We start from the raw sequence: 16,885 nt of genomic DNA on the forward strand, positions 1-16,885 counted from the left end.
TGAGGTCGCTGTGGGGTAACACCCGTGGAAGTTCGAGTCTTCTCGACCGCACCATACTCACAAGGTCGAACGGCGTGTCCGGACTTTGACCTGAGTTCGAACAGGGTGCGAACGAGCGCCCCCAAAACACCCCCTGAGGGCGCTGTTTTTCAAGCATAACATGATATCGCGCCCCTCCTGAGAGCCAAGCAAGGCCCTTGGGGGCGCTTCGCATGGGCGCTGTGATGAGGTTGGCATAGGTTGACGCACTGGCAGGGGCCATAAACGGGCTCGCCGGAGGTATCCGAAAGCCGGGCCGCAAGTGCTGGGTGATACGGTATTTCAGGTGGCAATGAAGGCCCGTGAGGGTGCTGTGCTTTCCAAAAAACACGCCAAACCCCTAGCCGAATATGACGGGCGCTCAGGGCACCTTCGCCGGGCCTGACCGGACGCATAGGCGAAGGAATGGGCAGGGCGGCGCGGGGTCGCCCTACGGGCTGGGTCAACGCAGAATCAGGCTTTGTGGCCGCGCTCGATGCGGGCGTATTGGCCCGCGCGGGCCGCATCGGGGGCCAGCGGGTGGCGCAATGCGGCCTTGGTTGCGGGGTGAGACCCTTCCGGGCCACCGCGTTTGGCAGCGTCGATCATGTGCTTGAGGTCTTGAGCCTTGGTTTTGTCGTCCATGCGGAATCCTCCTTTGGCTACCTTTTAAGGGTAGGTCCGCATCGGGCCTATTGCAAGGTGGGGTTGTGTCGCAGACCACCGCAGAAGCGGCCTTGACGGGCGCGTATATACCGATATTTCAGGATATATGGATATGAAGCAAGCCCTTGATGCATTCGCCGCCCTCAGCCAGCCCACGCGGCTGGATGTGTTTCGCCTGCTGATCAAGGCGGGTGAGGCGGGGATGCTGGCGGGAGAGATCAGTGACAGGCTCGGCGTGCGCCAGAACACCATGTCGGCCAACCTGGGCGTTTTGGCCCGCTCTGGCCTTGTGCGCAACACCCGCGAGGGGCGCAGCGTGCGCTACCAGGCGCAAATGGAGGGGGTGCGCGGGCTGCTCGCCTTCCTGATGGAAGACTGCTGCGGCGGCCACCCGGAACTGTGCCAGCCGATCATTCAAAACCTCGCCTGCGGCCGCGACGAAAGCGAAAGCGACCGCGCCCCATGCCCACCGATACACCCAAAGAGGCAAATATGAGCGACACACCTTCCCCATCGGCTGCGGCAGGCCTGGGCCGTTTTGAGCGCTGGCTTTCGCTTTGGGTGGCGCTGGCGATTGGCGCGGGGCTGGTGCTGGGCAATCTGTTTCCGGCGCTGTTTTCCATGCTGGCGGGGCTCGAAATTGCCAAGGTCAACCTGCCGGTGGCGGTGCTGATCTGGGCGATGGTGTACCCGATGATGGTGGGCGTGGATTTTGGCGCATTGCGGCAGGTGGGTGACAAGCCAAAGGGGCTTGTGGTGACGCTGGTGGTCAACTGGTTGATCAAACCTTTCACGATGGCCGCCCTCGGCGTGCTGTTCTTTGAGCATGTCTTCGCCGGGTTGATCCCGCCCGACGATGCGCAGGCCTATCTGGCCGGGGTGATCCTGCTGGGCGCGGCGCCCTGCACGGCGATGGTGTTCGTGTGGTCAAATCTCACCCGGGGCGACGCGACCTATACGCTGGTGCAGGTCAGCCTGAACGATGTGGTGATGGTGTTTGCCTTTGCGCCGATCGTCGCCTTCCTGCTGGGGGTGACCGATATCGTGGTGCCGTGGGACACGCTGCTGCTGTCGGTTGCGCTATATGTGATGCTGCCGCTGCTGGCGGGATACCTCACGCGCCGCCGCCTTGTGGCCCGGGGCGGAGAGGCGGCGGTGGCGGCGTTCAAGGCGCAGGTGCAGCCATTTTCGATCATCGGGCTGCTGGTGACGGTGGTGCTGCTGTTTGGCTTCCAGGGCGAGGTGATCCTGGAACGCCCTCTGGTGATCGGGCTCATTGCGGTGCCGTTGCTGCTGCAAACCTACGGGATTTTCTTTGTGGCTTACGGCGCGGCGCGGGCCTGGCGCATCCCCTTCAACGTGGCCGCACCCTGTGCGCTGATAGGCACCTCCAACTTTTTTGAACTGGCGGTGGCGGTGGCGATCAGCCTGTTTGGGCTAGGCTCCGGCGCGGCGCTGGCTACGGTGGTGGGCGTGCTGGTGGAGGTGCCGGTGATGCTGTCCCTCGTGGCCTTCGCCAACCGCACGCAGCACTGGTTCCCCAAGGAAGCGGAAGACTGAACCTTGAACGACTCTGTTTGGTCCGGGCGCTTACCTATGCGACGGTGGGCCTTGGCCAGTGAGTTGAGAACACAGCATATTTATCAAAGATTAGCCTCGCGCCTGAAAGGCCGACCGTTGCCATATAGTGCGCTACCGCGCATTTCTGATCAGAAATCTTCAGGCGCGACGCAAGGGTCCGGGGGCGGCTTTTTTCATGCCTGCCAGCTTCCCGGTCGTTAATCTTGCAACACCGGCAGGGTTTTCGGCGCGCAACGGCGGTGCATTGCCGTGCCGCGTTGCCAGCGGCTACCCGGCACAGTCTTCCAGCGCGGTGATGAGTTCTGGCACGGTTTCAGCCACCGTGAAGTAGCCCAGCAGATCGTCGCCCGCGAACCCTTCGCTCACCAGATGGTGGATCAGTTCGATGAGCTTGTCCCAGTAACCTTCTGTATTCAAAATGAAAACCGGCTTGCTGTGCAGGCGGATCTGCCGCCATGTCAGCGCTTCGAACAGCTCATCAAGCGAGCCCGCGCCACCGGGGAGCACCACCACCGCCTGCGCGTTCATGATCATCACCTTTTTGCGCTCATGCATCGTTTCGGTGACGATAAAGTTGGTCAGGTCGGTCTTGCCCTTCTCAGCCGCGCGAAGATGCTCCGGGATCACCCCGAAGGTCTCTCCCCCGGCAGCCTGCGCGCTGCGGGCAACGCGCCCCATCATCCCCACATCTCCCGCGCCATAAACCAGCCGCCAGCCGTGCTGCGCGATCTCGGCGCCAAGCGCTTCGGCGGCCTCGGCATAGGCAGGCCGCGCCCCATCACGCGAGCCACAGTAAACGCAAACCGACAGGGGAGAGGGGGCCATGACCGTTCCTTTTTCAACTTGGGAAATCAAAGGTGTTTTGACCCGTGATAGCCGGGAAGCTATGCTGCCTCAACCCGCGCCACGGTGCGCGGGGAAAGGCACGATTGGAAATGGGCGATGTCTGCTGAAAATGGAAAACCCGGAGCCGTCGCCGGTGCCGCCGTTGCGCTGGTGCTGGCGGCGCTGGGCGTTGTTGGCTGGGTCTGGCTCTCGCCGCCTGAAAAACCGGGGAAGCCAGAGGCGGTGACGGGTGCGGAAAGCCCCGGCACCACCACACCTGCTGCTGAGGCCACGGCCGCGCCCCCTGAGGCTGATCCAACGCTGCCCAGCCTTGATACCCTGCGCGTTGAGCGCGATGGCTCCACCGTGCTGGGGGGCCATTCCGCGCCGGGCGATCAGGTGGTGCTTTTGCTTGATGGGCAGCCGCTGGTTGAAACCTCGGCTGAGGCTGATGGCAACTTTGCCGCCCTCACCACCATCCCCCCCGGCGAGGACCGCCGCCTGCTGACGATGGTCGCCCGTGGCCCGGAGGGTGAGCGGCGTTCTGAACAGGTGGTGATCGTTGAGCCGATCCGCCCCTCGGAGCCGCAAGGCGGCGGCGCGCCCGATGCCACCGCAGAGGCCACGCCGCCCGCCGAAACCACCGCCAGACCCGCCCCCTCAATCACACCAGACACAGGAAGCACCGCAGACACGGAGAGCACCGCCACTGGGAGCACCGCCACTGGCCCCGCAGGCGCGGCGAACTCCCTTCGCCCAAAACTGCTCGTCGCCACAAAGGACAGCCTGCGCGTGCTGCAACCGGATGAGAACGCTGACACATCCGCGCCGCTGCGGGTGGAAACCATCGGCTACGCCGAAGGCGGCGTGCGCCTTTCGGGGCGCGGCATCGGCCCCGCCGAAAACCTGCGCATCTATCTTGACAACGCCCCCATCGCCACCGCCCCGCTGGCCGACGATGGCACCTGGGATGCGCAGCTTGAGGGCGTTGCGCCCGGCACCTATCAGCTGCGGGTTGACCAGATCGGCGCGGGCGGCAAGGTCACCCGCCGGTTTGAAACCGCTTTCCTGCGCGAGAGCGAAGAAAGCCTTGCCCGCCAGGCCGCCAGCCAGACCGATGCCGAGGGGCTCAGCGTTTCGGTCATCACGGTGCAGCCGGGCTATACGCTTTGGGCCATTGCCTCGGATCGCTACGGCGACGGGCTGGCCTATCACAAGGTGCTGGAAGCCAACGCCGGACTGATCCGTGACCCCGATCTGATCTACCCCGGACAGGTCTTTGACTTGCCGGAATGAGCCACACGGGCTAGATGCGCAGAACCCTAGACCAATCCCCAAGGATAGCCCGGCCCATGGCCCAGCCAGAAACCACCACGCCCGACAGCGGCTGGAGCATTATCCGCCGTGTCATGCCCTACCTGTGGCCCGAAGGCCGGACAGACCTTAAAGCCCGCGTGGTGCTGTCCATGGCGGCGCTGATTTTGTCAAAGGTGATCTCGGTGATCACCCCGTTCTTTTACAAGGCGGCGGTCGATGGGCTGGCAGGCGAAGCCCCCTCGACCGGCCTGCTGGTTGGCCTCACGGCGGTGGCGCTGACGGTGGCCTACGGGGTGGCACGGGCGGCGAATGTGGGCTTTCAGCAGTTGCGCGATGCGCTCTTTGCGCGGGTCGGGCAGCGGGCGCTGCGGCAACTGGCGCTGGAAACCTTCGAGCATATCCACGCAATGAGCATGCGCTACCACATCACCCGGCGCACCGGCGGGCTGAGCCGGATCATCGAGCGCGGGGTCAAAGGCGTGGAGTTTCTGCTGCGCTTCCTGCTGTTTTCCATCGGTCCGCTGGTGCTGGAGCTGCTGCTGGTGGCCGGCATCCTCGCCTTTGTCTTCGACATGCGCTACCTCGCCGTGCTGGTGGTGACCATCGCGCTTTATGTCTGGTTTACCTTCAAGGTCACCGAATGGCGGGTGCAGATCCGCCGCGAGATGAACGAACAGGATAACGACGCCACCCAAAAGGCGATCGACAGCCTGCTCAACTTTGAAACCGTGAAGTATTTTGCCGCCGAGCGCTGGGAGGCCGACCGCTATGATACCGCCATGGCGGGCTACCAGAAGGCGGCGATCAAGACCGCCTATTCGCTGGCGTTTCTCAACTTTGGCCAATCGCTGCTCATCACCACCGGATTGGTGATCGTTATGGTCATGGCGGCGCTGGGGGTGCAGGAGGGCAGGCTGACGGTGGGCGATTTCGTGATGGTCAACGCCTATATGATCCAGATCACCATGCCGCTCAATTTCCTTGGCTCGGTTTACCGTGAAATCCGCCAGGCGCTGGTTGATATGGGCCAGATGTTTGGCCTGCTGGGCCAGCCCACCGAGGTGAATGACAAGCCGGGTGCTGCGCCCTTGCAGGTGAACGGGGCCGAGGTGCGCTTTGAGGGCGTGAAGTTTGGCTATGACAGCGAGCGCGGCATCCTCAAGGGCGTGGATTTTGCGGTGCCCGCCGGATCGTCACTGGCGATTGTCGGCTCCTCCGGCGCGGGCAAAAGCACCATCGGGCGGCTGCTCTTTCGGTTTTATGATGTGACCGCCGGGGCGATCACCATTGATGGGCAAGACCTGCGGGATGTGACCCAGGAAAGCCTGCACAAGGCCATCGGCGTGGTGCCGCAGGATACCGTGCTGTTCAATGACACGATCCTCTATAACATCGCCTATGGCCGCCCCGATGCCACCCGCGAAGAGATTGAAGAGGTGGCCCGCGCGGCCCGCATTCACGACTTCATCCAAAGCCTGCCGGAAGGGTATGATACGATGGTCGGCGAACGCGGCCTCAAGCTTTCGGGCGGCGAGAAACAGCGCGTCGGCATTGCCCGCACCATCCTGAAGAACCCGCCGATCCTGCTGCTGGATGAGGCGACATCGGCGCTCGACACCGAGACCGAGCAGCAAATCCAGGGCGCACTGGCCCGCGCCGCCGAAGGGCGCACGGTGATTATCATCGCCCACCGCCTCTCAACCGTGGCCGCTGCCGATGAGATCATCGTGCTTGATGCAGGCGAGGTGGTGGAACGCGGACGCCACGATGACCTGCTCGCCAAAGGCGGCCGCTACGCCGACCTCTGGGCGCGCCAGCAACGCGAAGACGCCGCCTGAGCCATCCAATCGCGCGCCTGCGGCGCATTCCATATTTGATTGGGCCAGGCCGCGGGCGTTAGAGCGTGTCGCGTTCATTCGAATTCACGCGACACGCTCTAACTTATTGATTTCGCATGTTCGAGAAGCTCAAAACCGGTTCCCACTTTTGAGCAACATGCTCTAACGCGCAACTCTGCCAGCCTGCGGGGGTGGAGGGGCAGGGGATTTGGATATTTAGAGCAAGAAAATGCGTGGATCTGTGCGCCGTTGGCCCCCTTTGCGCTGGGCCGGGAGGGTTTAGAAAGAGGGCGCGTATTTCCAGTTGTCGGCATCGGGGGTGACTTCATCAAGGTCATAATCGGCCCCTTGCAACCGGCGGGCGATGGGTAGCCCTTGCGCGGCGGCGCTATCGACCATTGCCCTGCCTGCCGCCTCGTCGCGCGCCACGCCCCGCCCGCGCATCAGGTGCAGCCCGTAGTTGAACATCCCCACCGAGTCGCCCGCCTCGGCGGAGCGGCGCGACCATTCGGCGGCTTCATCGGGGTTTTCTGCCGCGCCAAGGCCATTGTCGGCCAGAGCGCTCATCCAGTTCATTGCGCCAGTGTAGCCCGCATCGGCGCAGGGGGTGAAGATTTCACGCGCCGCGCCGTGATCGCCCTTCTTGGTGAAAGCATAGCCAATGGCGCAGTTCATCATGTTGGTCTTGCCGCGCTGCACGTCCGAAAGGGCGCGATCAAGGGTCATTTCCTCGGGGTTGGTGGTGCCGTATTCGCCCGCCCACGCGGCGGCTGCGGCAAGGCTTGCGGCAAGGATGATGGCTGGGCCAAGGGCAGGGTGCATGGGGTCTCCTCCTGGCGGCATCCTACCAAACAACGCGCCTTTTGTCGGCAGGCTTATGGTCGTAGAGGCGCGGGTCAGTCCACCGGGCGGTAGGCGGCCCCCCATGGGAAGCGTCCCACCTTGATGGATTTCACTGCTTTGCGCGCCGCCACATCCACCACCGTCACATCGCCCGACACCCCGTTGGTGGTCACCAGCAAGGAGTGGTCGCGGTTGAACGCCATATGCCACACGCGCCGCCCGACAAGGATGTAATCCTCTACCTCGTAGGTTTCGGCGTTGACCACGGCCACGTGGTTGGCCGGCCCCAGCGCCACGAAGGCCAGGCCTTCATCGCCGTCAAATTCAAAGCCGACGGGCTGCACCTTATCGGGGTGGATGCCGGGCAGATCGAAGCGGATCTTGCCCAGCTCGGCCTGGCTTTCGGTGTCAAACACGGTGACCGTGCCGCCAATCTCGGAGGAGACCCAAAGCTCGGCGCCGCCCTTGGCAAATTCGGCGTGGCGCGGGCGGGAATCGACCAGCGTGTTGGCAAAGATCTCCTGCGTTTCGGTGTTGATCCAATGGGCCATGTTGGTGGTTTCGGAGGTGGTGATCACCACCTTGCCATCGGGGCTTACGGCCATGCCCTCTGGCTCGATCCCCACGTTGATCTGCGCCACCACGCCCCGGCTTTGCACATCCACCACCGTTGTCACCGCGTCGTCCTCATTGGCGATGTAAAGATGGCGGTTGTCTGGCGCGAGGACAAATTGCTCGGGGTCTTCGCCCGAGGGCAACTCATGCAGCACCTTGCCGGTGGCCGGATCAATCACCTGCACCGTGTCACTGTCGGAGGCGCAGACATAGGCCACCGAATAATCGGTCGCAAAGGTGATGCCACGGGGCCGCTCACCCACCGGGATCGTGCGGCTGACCTCTAGTGAGGTGAGGTCAATCACGCTGATCGTGTCATCCGCCTCATTGGTTATCCATATCTCATCGGCCACGGCGGGGGTGGCCAGCAGCATCGCCAGGGCCACGGGCGCGCCATGGCGCATGATCGGGCTTCGTTTGCTCATGGTTTTACTCCTCATAGGCCGCACAAGCGCTCTCTGGCTTGTCGAGGCCCAATGTGTCCAACTCATTGCGCTGATGCAAAAAACCTTCCAGCGGGGCCTGCGCCACCACCGCGCCGCCATGTACCAGCGGCACCGGCTGGCGCAACTGGCCGTTCCAGCGGCGAAACGACAGCGGGCGCCCCTTGAACCCGGCCAGCTCAAACGCATCCGACAGCATGAAGGCGCGCAAGGCGGCGGGATCATCGCTGTTCACCCGCGTCACCGCCTCGCCAACCGCCCTGAGAGCGGCCCAGGCGGCGTAATCCTCATTCTGCATGTCGCGCCCGGCCAGATCGCCGAAGCGCGATTGCAACTGCGCCGCGCCCCATTGCTCAACCACCCGGTCCCAGCCCACGGGGCGCAGCCCCTCCGCACCGCCAACAGGGCGAGGGAGGACGGTGTTATAGGCGATGTAGCGGGCGTAATCATTGGCCTCGTCGGCAAGGATCAGCAGATCGTAATCGCCGAGACCTTGGGTAAACAGCGGCACTTCGGCACTGGCCGAACGGCGCAGATCGGTATCAACCTGCCAGTCCTTGCGGGCAGGGGGCTTGAGGCCAAATTTGGTGAGGCTGCGCTCAATCGCTGTGGCCAAGGCGCGGTCATTCTCGCGCGGGCCTGCGATCAACGCGGCCTTGCTCCAGCGCCGCTGCACCAGAAACTGCGCCAGCGCATCGGCCCACATGGCGCGGCTGATCCCGGTGTGGAACAGATTGGCCCGGCAGCCCTCGCCCCTGAGCGCCATGGCAGGATCGGCCACGTTGAAGATCAGCGCGCCCTCGGCCTCGGGCATATCGGCAATGGCCTGCAACAGCGGCGCGCGCGCATCCGTAACCAGAAACGTCGCGCCTTGAAGCGCGGCCTTCGCAGCCTCCAGCGCCTCTTCGGGCGGGGCGGAAATCGTTTGCAGCTCATAACTGTGGCCCAAAAAGCTGCCGGTGGTCTGGTTGTCCTTGATCGCAAGTTCAGCGCCCGCGCGGCCAAGGTCTTCCGGCACGGGATCAAGGTTGGAAAGGGTCGGCGCGGGGGGCAGATCAACGTGCAGCCACGTGGCTGTCACGCTCAGATCATCCGCCATGGCCGCACTACCGGCCAGCCAGCCGGCTGCTACCGCCGCAATGCAGTGACGCATGGTCATGAAGCTCCTCCTCGCTGCTACGCTGGCATGGGTCTCGGGGGCTGGCCAATCCGACCTTGGTCCTAGGGGCAGCGCCGCCGGTTTGAACCAAAGTCGCATTTGCGCCGCACCCGGCAACCTCTAGGACTGTAGCTAACGCGAGATGGGACCAGGGAGGAACCAAATCCATGACCACAACCAAGCTTGCTGCCATCGCGGCGCTCCTGATGCTGCCCGCAGGCTGGGCCGCCGCGCATGGCGATGTCGCCCCGCAACCTGTCAACACCGATGCCCTGCCGGACGTGGGTGAGGAATGGCTGATCGAAAACCCCTACCGCGCCGCCGGGGCGGAAACCTACGCCAAGGCGATCGAGATCGGCAGCTCCGGCTACAACCAGAACTGCGCACGCTGCCACGGGCTTGAGGTGATCTCGGGTGGGCTTGCCCCTGATTTGCGCTACCTTGAGGCCGAAGAATATGGCGACGAATGGTACATGGAGCGCTTCCGCCTCGGCTATACCCAGAACGGCACCACCAAGATGCCCGCCTTTGAGGAGGTGCTGGGCCAAAAGGCAGGTTGGGCGATCCGCACCTATATCGAAACCCGCCCCGATCAGGACATGCTGGATGAGTTCGGCGATGAGCTTCACAAGATCCGCGATGACTTGAAAGCCTGGGGCGAGGCCGGTGAGGCCGCAGGCGAAGTGAGCGCGGTGCAAACCCGCTTGGCCGAAATCGCCGCCAAGGTGGATACGCTCTCGGGCGCCGACCTGGCCGACAGCGTCGCCCATCGCGCCTCCGAGCAACTCAAGGCAGACCCAACGGCCTTTTCCAAAGCGGCGGAAACGCTGACCATTGGCCTCTCGGTCAACTGAGGTGGCGCGCCAAAGGATGCGCCGCGCCCTCTGCGCAGGGCTTCTGGGGCTGGCCGTGGCAACGGCTGGCCTCTCGGCGCATGCGCAATCGCGCTGCGCCGATTACATCCCCCAGCCAAAGCCGCAAAACACCGGGCGCGATATCGTTGGTGCCGACCTCGATACCATCGTCGAGCGCGGCTGGATCGACATCGTGCTCTATGAAGATTTTCCCCCGTGGAGCTACGAAAAGGCCGGCAAGCCCGCAGGCGTCGATGTGGACATTGGCGCTCTGGTGGCCGAAGCGCTGGGCGTAAAGCCCCGCTTCCGCCTCGTGGCAGCGGGCGAAAACCTTCAGGCAGACCTGCGCAATTGGGTCTGGAAAGGCCCGGTGGTGGGCGGGCGCGTCGGCAACCTGATGATGCACGTCCCCTATGACAGCGATTTCGCCTGCCGGGTCGAGCAGGTGGTGTTTACCGGCCAATACGCCACCGAACGCGTGGCCATCGCCTATAGCAAAGCCGCCTACCCGGATGAAAAGCCGGTGCCCGCCTACTTCCGCTACGATACCGTGGGCGTGGAAAACGACAGCATCGCCGATTTCTACCTTACCGCCTTCCCCGGCGGACAACTCAACAAAAACATGCGCCGCTACCCCAGCACCGCCGCCGCGATGGAAGGCCTCGCCAAGGGCGAGGTCATGGCGGTGATGGCCCCCCGCGCCCAGCTTGAAGCGGGGTTGAACGATGGCCTCGCCGTCCACGAACCACCGCTGCCCGGCTTCGCCGTTGGCAGTTGGGTGGTGGGCGTGGCAACCCATTTCTCCTACCGCGGCCTAAGCTACGCCGTGGATGACGCGATCGCCGCCGCCCTCACCGATGGCCGCATCCCCGAAATCTTCGCCGCCCACGGCCTCACCTTCGAACCCGCCCCCTACCGCTAGAAAACAGCGCGCCTGCGGCGCATTCCATTCCTTGTCTGCTCCAGGCCACCAGGCCAGCGCCTTGCCCCAAAAACCTGCTCACACATCCCCCGCAGGATTTGGATATTTAGAGCAAGAAAATGCCTCATCCGGCCTCTGTCAATGCTCCAGAAATATCCCCGCCGGAGGCCCTAAATCTCTTTGGCCCACGCGAGGAGCGCAACACGACCGATCTTATACCACCCCCTCAACTGGCCAAGGTTTTCACTTCACCCGCCAGCGTCACCAGAACCACCCGCCGCAGCCCGCCAACCCCGTGCAGCACGGCGGCAATTTCAGCCTCGGTCATATGGATGAACCCGGTGGAGAACCCATCGGCCTGCCAGCCGGTCTCCGCCTCTACCGTCACCGATGACCAAAGCGGGCGGCGCTCTGCGCGCGGGTCGAGGATATGCGCCTCCGTCCCAAGCGACATAGCCGCCGGAGATGAGGTTGCCAAAGCGCCATCACTCAGGCTGCGCCAACCGTGCAGGCCAAGCTCAGGGTCCAACAGCCCAATGCGGAACGGCCCTCCAGTGGCAAGAGGTTCGCCCATATCCACCAACACCCGGCGGGCACCATTTGCCCGCAAATGGGCTGTCACCACATCCGCCGCCCAGCCCTGCGCAATGCCGTTGAAGGTGAGCGCCTGGCCCGGCGCGAGGCGCACAAGTTGCCGATCAATCCGCAACTTCTCCCAGCCAATCCCTTGCCGGTCCACCCGCTCCCCAAGCGCCAACGCCCGCCACACCGGCTGCACTGTCGGGTCAAACCGCCCGCCCGTGGCCTGCCACACCTGCTCTGATGGCCCAAGCAAGGCGGCAAAGCGTGGCGACGCCGCAAGCCGCCCCTCCCGGTTGAGCCGCACCAACTCGCTCTCACGATAAAGGCTGAACGCGGCTTCGATCTGGTCCAGCAACTCAGGCACCCGCGCCAGCGCCGCCTGGCCCATCCCGTGCAGGGTGATCTGTGCCTCCGCCCCAAACGCCCGCCCGTGCCACCGCGCCGGGGCAGGGCCGCCCACCGCAGGGGCGGCGACACCCGCCGCCAGCACCGTGAGCGCGCGCCGTCTTGTTATCCCGCTCATGCCGCCCGCCTCCGCTTTTCGGCCAGAACAAGCGGCACGCATTGGGCCGGGTCATCATGGATCGTCACGCAATCAAGGCAGGCGAAACACTCATCATAGGAGATCTTGCCGCTCTTTTCGATGGCCCCATAGGGGCATTTGACCCGGCAAAGCTGGCAAGGGCTGCCACACTCCGCCCGCCGCTCAATCCAGTCGCGCCCCCTCAGCATTCCGCCAATCGCCATCAACGCGCCCAGCGGGCAAACATAGCGGCAAAACCCCTTGAACAGCACCATCCCGGCGAGCAACCAGCCCACCGCATAGGCCACATAATACCATTCGCGCATGAAAAAGGTGGTGATCGCGGTCTTGAACGGCTCCACCTCGGCGGCCTTGTCCACCGCACCGGGCCGCAACACGATCACCCCCACCAACCCCGCTAGCACAAGGTATTTCAACCATTTCAGCCGCCTGTCCCACGCGGCGGTTGGCTCTACCTGCGGCAGGCGCAACAGCCGCCCGAGCTTGTCGGCAAATTCCTGCAACGCACCAAACGGGCAGAGCCAACCGCAAAACAGCCCGCGCCCCCACAGCACGAAAGACAAGATCACCGCACCCCAAATCAACAGCGAAAACGGATCATACAGCAAAAACGCAAAGCTGCCGCCATCCAGCCCCGCCCGCAGTGCCGCCAGCGGGGTCACGATGGAAAGCTGCCCTTGCCCCCACCAGCCCACAAAGCCCGTCATCACCGCCAGATAGCCAAACCGGATCGCACTATAATACCGATGCCCCGCCAGCCAGTGCTGCCCAGGCCCAAGCGCCAGCATCAACCCCACCAACAGCCCGGCCAAAAGGCCCACATCCAGCGCCCGCCCACGCAGCGCCTCCAGCCAGGGCGGCGCGGGCTTCACCACCTCGGGGCGCATGAAAAACCGCTCCGGCGTTGCCTGTTCCAGTGCTAACGCCACATCGCCTATCTGCGGCTGAAAGCTGCCATGGGCGCGCTCGGCCTGCACGGTGATTTCCCAGGGCGCGGCAGGGTCAAACCCCAGCCGCCGGTCGGTGCGCAGGATCATCGCCACCCCGTCACGCAGCGCCTCGGGCACACCCTCCCCAAGCTCGGTAAAAATATCGGCGTCCCTTATGGCCACCGGCAGCCCGCCCTGCACCACGCTCACCAACCGGGGCGTGGTGTTGCGCACAAAAGCCTCCGTCACCAACCCATGCCGCCCGGCCTCGATCACAAGCATCGGCTCATCATCGGGCGAGATTTCCATGAAGCGGCCAAGCTCGGCCAGGCTTTCGGCACTCAAAAGTGCCCGTGCCACCGAGTTCGGACCAATATCCGCAACATACAGGTCCAGATACACGCCCTCCGGGTCCGCCGCCGCCTCCGGGTCATCCTCGGCCCAGATCGTGCCCTCAAATTCCGCGTTGATCTCGGCGTTGCTCACCCGCAAATGGCCCACAATCCCATCTGCCAGCATCGCGGCCCAATCCAGGGCCTCGTCATGCGCCGGGTCAGGCCGCGCCGGTGGCTCCAGCGACAGGCCTTGCATCTTTTCGCGCGCCACCGCGAGCGAGGCCGCAAGCAGGCTCTCATGGGCAATCCGCACCGAGGCCGTCGCCTTTGTCACCCCGTCCAGATACACCGGCCCCGCCCCTGCCGCCTCGCTCCCATAGGGTGAGCCCACCACCATGGGTTGCGAAATCGAAAGGCCCGGATACTGCTCGAAAAACGCATGAAACGGCGCTTGCCCAAGCCCGCTCACAAAGATCGGCTCATTGTGGTTCACCAGTTGAACGTCAATGAACTTGCCTTCCAGATCCATCATCACAAAAAGCTGGATCGGCTGGCCGGAAAAACCGGGCAGGGGGGCAAGCTGGCCGGTTTCAAAGGCATATCCCGCCGGTGCCCCGCCAGAGTTCAGAACCTGCCAAACGCCCTTTTCGTTCACCACATCGCCAAGGCTGTAAGGCGGCACCACGCGGGCGGCGGCCTCTTCTGCGGTCATCGGATCAGCCGCAACCGCCCCGCACCACATCAGGGCGAGCGCGGCCATCACAACCCCAAGCGCGTGTCGCATGTTCTTCCTCCCAAGGCCGAATGTGCCGCGCCCCGCCACGCCAAACCATGCGACCAAAGTTGGGGGGCGCCCGCGCGCCCGCATTTTCTTGCTGAAAATATCCCATCCCGCCACATGCCCAAGGCGCACCACAGCCCCAAAAGCGCAGCCGCAAACCACCCAGCACTCTGGCCCCGTTGATCTGGTCCTCAGCCCCATCGGCGGGTAAACAGCCGCGCCCACCAACCACCAGAATGCGCCTCGTAAAAGGCTTGTATCTCCCGTTCACTGGCTGGCGTGTTGCGCCGAACCCTGCGGATAACAATCAAAACCGGTGTCACGGCCGCACCCCTTTCATTGCTGTAGTGAAAAGATAGCACCAAGAAATGGCTTGATAATTGGCCAATACCGCAGCATCCTTTTCACCTATGAAAAGAATCAACTGGGATGATCTGCGCCTCTTTCTCCATGTGGCCGAGGCAGGCGGCCTGTCTGGCGCCGCCCGTCAAGGCGGGGTCAGCCCGGCCACCGTGGGCCGCCGCATTCTCGCCCTCGAAGCGGCGCTGGGCGTCACGCTCTTCACCCGTTCGGCGCGGGGCTACGCGCTCACCAAAGCTGGCGGTGCGGTGCTGGAGCGTAGCCGCCCGATGCTCGCCGCCGCCCGTGCGCTCGATAGTTGGCGCAGCGCAAAGGCCAGCCGCCCGGTGCTGCGAATTTCTGCTGGCACCGCCACCGCTGCCTTTCTGGCCGACCGGTTTTCTGAGCTTTGGCACCCTGATGATGCCTTCCAGATCGCTTTCGTCACCACCGAGGCGCGGCTCGACATTGCGCACCGCGAGATCGACATCGGCATTCGCAACAGCCCGCCTGAAAGCGGCAATCTGGCCTCGCGCCCGTTGCAAACTCTCCGCTTCGCCCCGTTTCGCAACCGCCACGCCGCGCCGCCCGCAGGATGGGTTGCGGTAGAGGCCGCTCACGCCCGCCACCCCGCCGCTCTTTGGGTGCTGGCGCAGGAACTTCCGGTTTCGGCCTGGGCCACATCGGTGGCAACGGTGCATGAGCTGGTGCGCGGCGGCGCAGGCATCGGCGTGATGCCCTGCCTGCTGGGTGACGCTGATCCCTCGCTCACCCGTGCCGGCCCGCTGATTGATACGCTGACCGAGCGCCAGCACCTCATCACCCACAATGATGACAGGCACCGCCCTGAACTGCGCGAGCTAAGCCGCCGTTTGGCCGCGCTCTTTGCCCGTAACGCGCCGCTTCTGGCAGGCGAGCGCCCCATGGCAGAAGGGGCGAGCACCCCGGTGGATTAACTGGTTAATCCGGCTTAACGGCGCGAAATCTCATGCGTATCGGTTGTGCATCACATGTGCATCCCTTGTGGCTGTGGTCTTTTTGCAATTAACGCGCCGCCATTCACCGCACTTTGCCCTGCGTGCGCTGCGTGAACGGGGCTTTCACCCGGCCCTCTGCGCGGCTACCCTGCGACCATGGATGCCTTGCAAAACACCCTCGATCTTCTGGCCGATCTGGTGGCCTTTCCCACCGTGTCGTCCGAAAGCAATCTTGCGATCATTCACCTGCTCGCAGACCGGCTCGAAAGTGCTGGTGCGCGGGTGGAGGTCATGGTCGATGACAGCGGGAAAAAAGCAAACCTTTACGCAACCTTAGGCCCTGATGAGCCGGGCGGCGTGTTGCTCTCGGGCCACTCTGATGTCGTGCCTGTTGCCGGGCAAGACTGGTCGTCGGATCCGTTCCGCATGGAGGCCCGTGAGGGGCGCCTTTATGGGCGGGGCACCTGTGACATGAAGGGCTTCATCGCCGCCGCCGTCACCATGGCCCCGCGCCTCGCCCCGCACTGCACCGCCCGCCCGCTTCACTTCGCCTTTACTCATGACGAGGAAGTTGGATGCCTCGGCGCCAAGGCCCTCGCCGAAATTCTGGCCACCAAACAAACCCTCCCCACCATCGCCGTGATCGGAGAGCCAACGGGGATGCAGCTGGTCGAGGGGCACAAGGGGTGCTGTGAGTACACCACCCGCTTTGAGGGCCGCGCGGGCCATGGCTCTGATCCGGCGGCGGGGGTGAATGCGGTGGAATACGCGGTGCGCTATGTGGCGCGTCTGATGGAAATTAAGGAGGCGTTAAAGGGCCGTGCGCCACCCGAAAGTCGGTTCGATCCACCTTGGACCACGGTAAATACCGGGGGATTACAGGGTGGTAGCGTCCACAACGTTATCCCGTCCCAAGCTGAGGTGTTGTGGGAGATGCGCCCGGTCATTGAGGCTGACGCCCAATTTGTAAGGGGAGAGATGCGCCGCTACGCTGAAGAGGTTTTGCTGCCTCTCATGCGCGAGGTGGCCCCCGAAGCAGCGATAACCACGGAGGTGGTGGGCGAGGTCGGCGGCCTCGAACCCATGGACGACGGCGCTGCCGCAGCTTTAGTGCGTGCTCTGACCGGAGCCAACGGCGGCGGGCTGGTGCCTTTCAATACCGAGGCCGGGATTTTCCAGAACCTCGGGATGGATGTGGTTATCTGTGGCCCCGGCCATATAGAACAGGCTCACAAACCGGATGAATACTTGGAAATTTCGCAGTTGTCCCAATGTCTTGCAATGCTGGATCGGCTCGCCCCAAGGCTCACGTCCTGA

Annotated in this window: 15 protein-coding genes; 8 read left to right on the forward strand and 7 right to left on the reverse strand. The window is 63.9% G+C overall.

Going from position 1 to position 16,885, the window contains the following annotated elements:
- Positions 1-492: 492 nt before the first annotated feature.
- Positions 493-663 carry a hypothetical protein gene (locus P1U55_RS09540; protein WP_301047346.1) on the reverse strand — a complete coding sequence of 57 codons (171 nt, stop codon included), beginning with the start codon at positions 661-663 and terminating at the stop codon, positions 493-495.
- A gap of 127 nt (positions 664-790) precedes the next feature.
- Here P1U55_RS09540 and P1U55_RS09545 point away from each other — a divergent pair, with 127 nt between their 5' ends.
- Positions 791-1,180 carry a metalloregulator ArsR/SmtB family transcription factor gene (locus P1U55_RS09545; protein ID WP_301047347.1) on the forward strand — a complete coding sequence of 130 codons (390 nt, stop codon included), beginning with the start codon at positions 791-793 and terminating at the stop codon, positions 1,178-1,180.
- A complete protein-coding gene (gene arsB / locus P1U55_RS09550; RefSeq protein WP_301047348.1) occupies positions 1,177-2,244 on the forward strand; it encodes an ACR3 family arsenite efflux transporter in 1,068 nt (355 codons plus the stop codon). Before P1U55_RS09545 ends, arsB begins: the two co-directional genes overlap by 4 nt.
- Before the next feature lie 288 nt (positions 2,245-2,532).
- Here the strand turns inward: arsB and P1U55_RS09555 are convergent, their stop codons facing one another.
- On the reverse strand, positions 2,533-3,090 hold the full coding sequence (locus tag P1U55_RS09555; RefSeq protein ID WP_301047349.1) for a TIGR00730 family Rossman fold protein: 558 nt from the start codon (positions 3,088-3,090) through the stop codon (positions 2,533-2,535).
- A gap of 117 nt (positions 3,091-3,207) precedes the next feature.
- Between P1U55_RS09555 and P1U55_RS09560 the strand changes: the two genes are divergently transcribed.
- Entirely contained in the window at positions 3,208-4,386 is a 1,179-nt protein-coding gene (locus tag P1U55_RS09560) for a LysM peptidoglycan-binding domain-containing protein (protein ID WP_301047350.1), read from the forward strand.
- A gap of 56 nt (positions 4,387-4,442) precedes the next feature.
- A complete protein-coding gene (locus tag P1U55_RS09565) occupies positions 4,443-6,245 on the forward strand; it encodes an ABC transporter ATP-binding protein/permease (RefSeq protein ID WP_301047351.1) in 1,803 nt (600 codons plus the stop codon).
- Positions 6,246-6,524: 279 nt separating this feature from the next.
- Here the strand turns inward: P1U55_RS09565 and P1U55_RS09570 are convergent, their stop codons facing one another.
- The 3 genes from P1U55_RS09570 to P1U55_RS09580 form a co-directional block, all read right to left on the reverse strand.
- Positions 6,525-7,067: a sel1 repeat family protein gene (locus P1U55_RS09570; protein WP_301047352.1), complete on the reverse strand. Its 543-nt coding sequence runs from the start codon at positions 7,065-7,067 to the stop codon at positions 6,525-6,527.
- 74 nt (positions 7,068-7,141) lie between these two features.
- Entirely contained in the window at positions 7,142-8,128 is a 987-nt protein-coding gene (locus P1U55_RS09575; RefSeq protein WP_301047353.1) for a YVTN family beta-propeller repeat protein, read from the reverse strand.
- 4 nt (positions 8,129-8,132) lie between these two features.
- Positions 8,133-9,305, reverse strand: coding sequence for an ABC transporter substrate-binding protein (locus P1U55_RS09580; RefSeq protein WP_366943041.1), 1,173 nt, complete (start codon positions 9,303-9,305; stop codon positions 8,133-8,135).
- 167 nt (positions 9,306-9,472) lie between these two features.
- Here P1U55_RS09580 and pedF point away from each other — a divergent pair, with 167 nt between their 5' ends.
- Entirely contained in the window at positions 9,473-10,159 is a 687-nt protein-coding gene (gene pedF, locus P1U55_RS09585) for a cytochrome c-550 PedF (protein WP_301047354.1), read from the forward strand.
- A gap of 16 nt (positions 10,160-10,175) precedes the next feature.
- Positions 10,176-11,081, forward strand: coding sequence for a transporter substrate-binding domain-containing protein (locus P1U55_RS09590; protein ID WP_301047355.1), 906 nt, complete (start codon positions 10,176-10,178; stop codon positions 11,079-11,081).
- 226 nt (positions 11,082-11,307) lie between these two features.
- Here P1U55_RS09590 and P1U55_RS09595 read toward each other — a convergent pair whose 3' ends face one another.
- Entirely contained in the window at positions 11,308-12,186 is an 879-nt protein-coding gene (locus P1U55_RS09595) for an FAD:protein FMN transferase (RefSeq protein ID WP_301047356.1), read from the reverse strand.
- Positions 12,183-14,255, reverse strand: a complete 2,073-nt coding sequence (locus P1U55_RS09600) for a 4Fe-4S binding protein (protein ID WP_301047357.1) — start codon at positions 14,253-14,255, stop codon at positions 12,183-12,185. Before P1U55_RS09600 ends, P1U55_RS09595 begins: the two co-directional genes overlap by 4 nt.
- Before the next feature lie 407 nt (positions 14,256-14,662).
- On the opposite strand from P1U55_RS09600, the gene P1U55_RS09605 reads away from it, so the two are divergent.
- Both P1U55_RS09605 and argE read left to right on the forward strand, forming a co-directional pair.
- The gene (locus tag P1U55_RS09605; RefSeq protein WP_301047358.1) at positions 14,663-15,547 is read left to right on the forward strand and encodes a LysR family transcriptional regulator; all 885 of its coding nucleotides are present in this window, start codon (positions 14,663-14,665) and stop codon (positions 15,545-15,547) included.
- A gap of 177 nt (positions 15,548-15,724) precedes the next feature.
- Positions 15,725-16,885: an acetylornithine deacetylase gene (argE, locus tag P1U55_RS09610; RefSeq protein WP_301047359.1), complete on the forward strand. Its 1,161-nt coding sequence runs from the start codon at positions 15,725-15,727 to the stop codon at positions 16,883-16,885.

Origin of the sequence: Vannielia sp. (genome assembly GCF_029212645.1) — a bacterium.
Lineage (GTDB): Bacteria > Pseudomonadota > Alphaproteobacteria > Rhodobacterales > Rhodobacteraceae > Vannielia.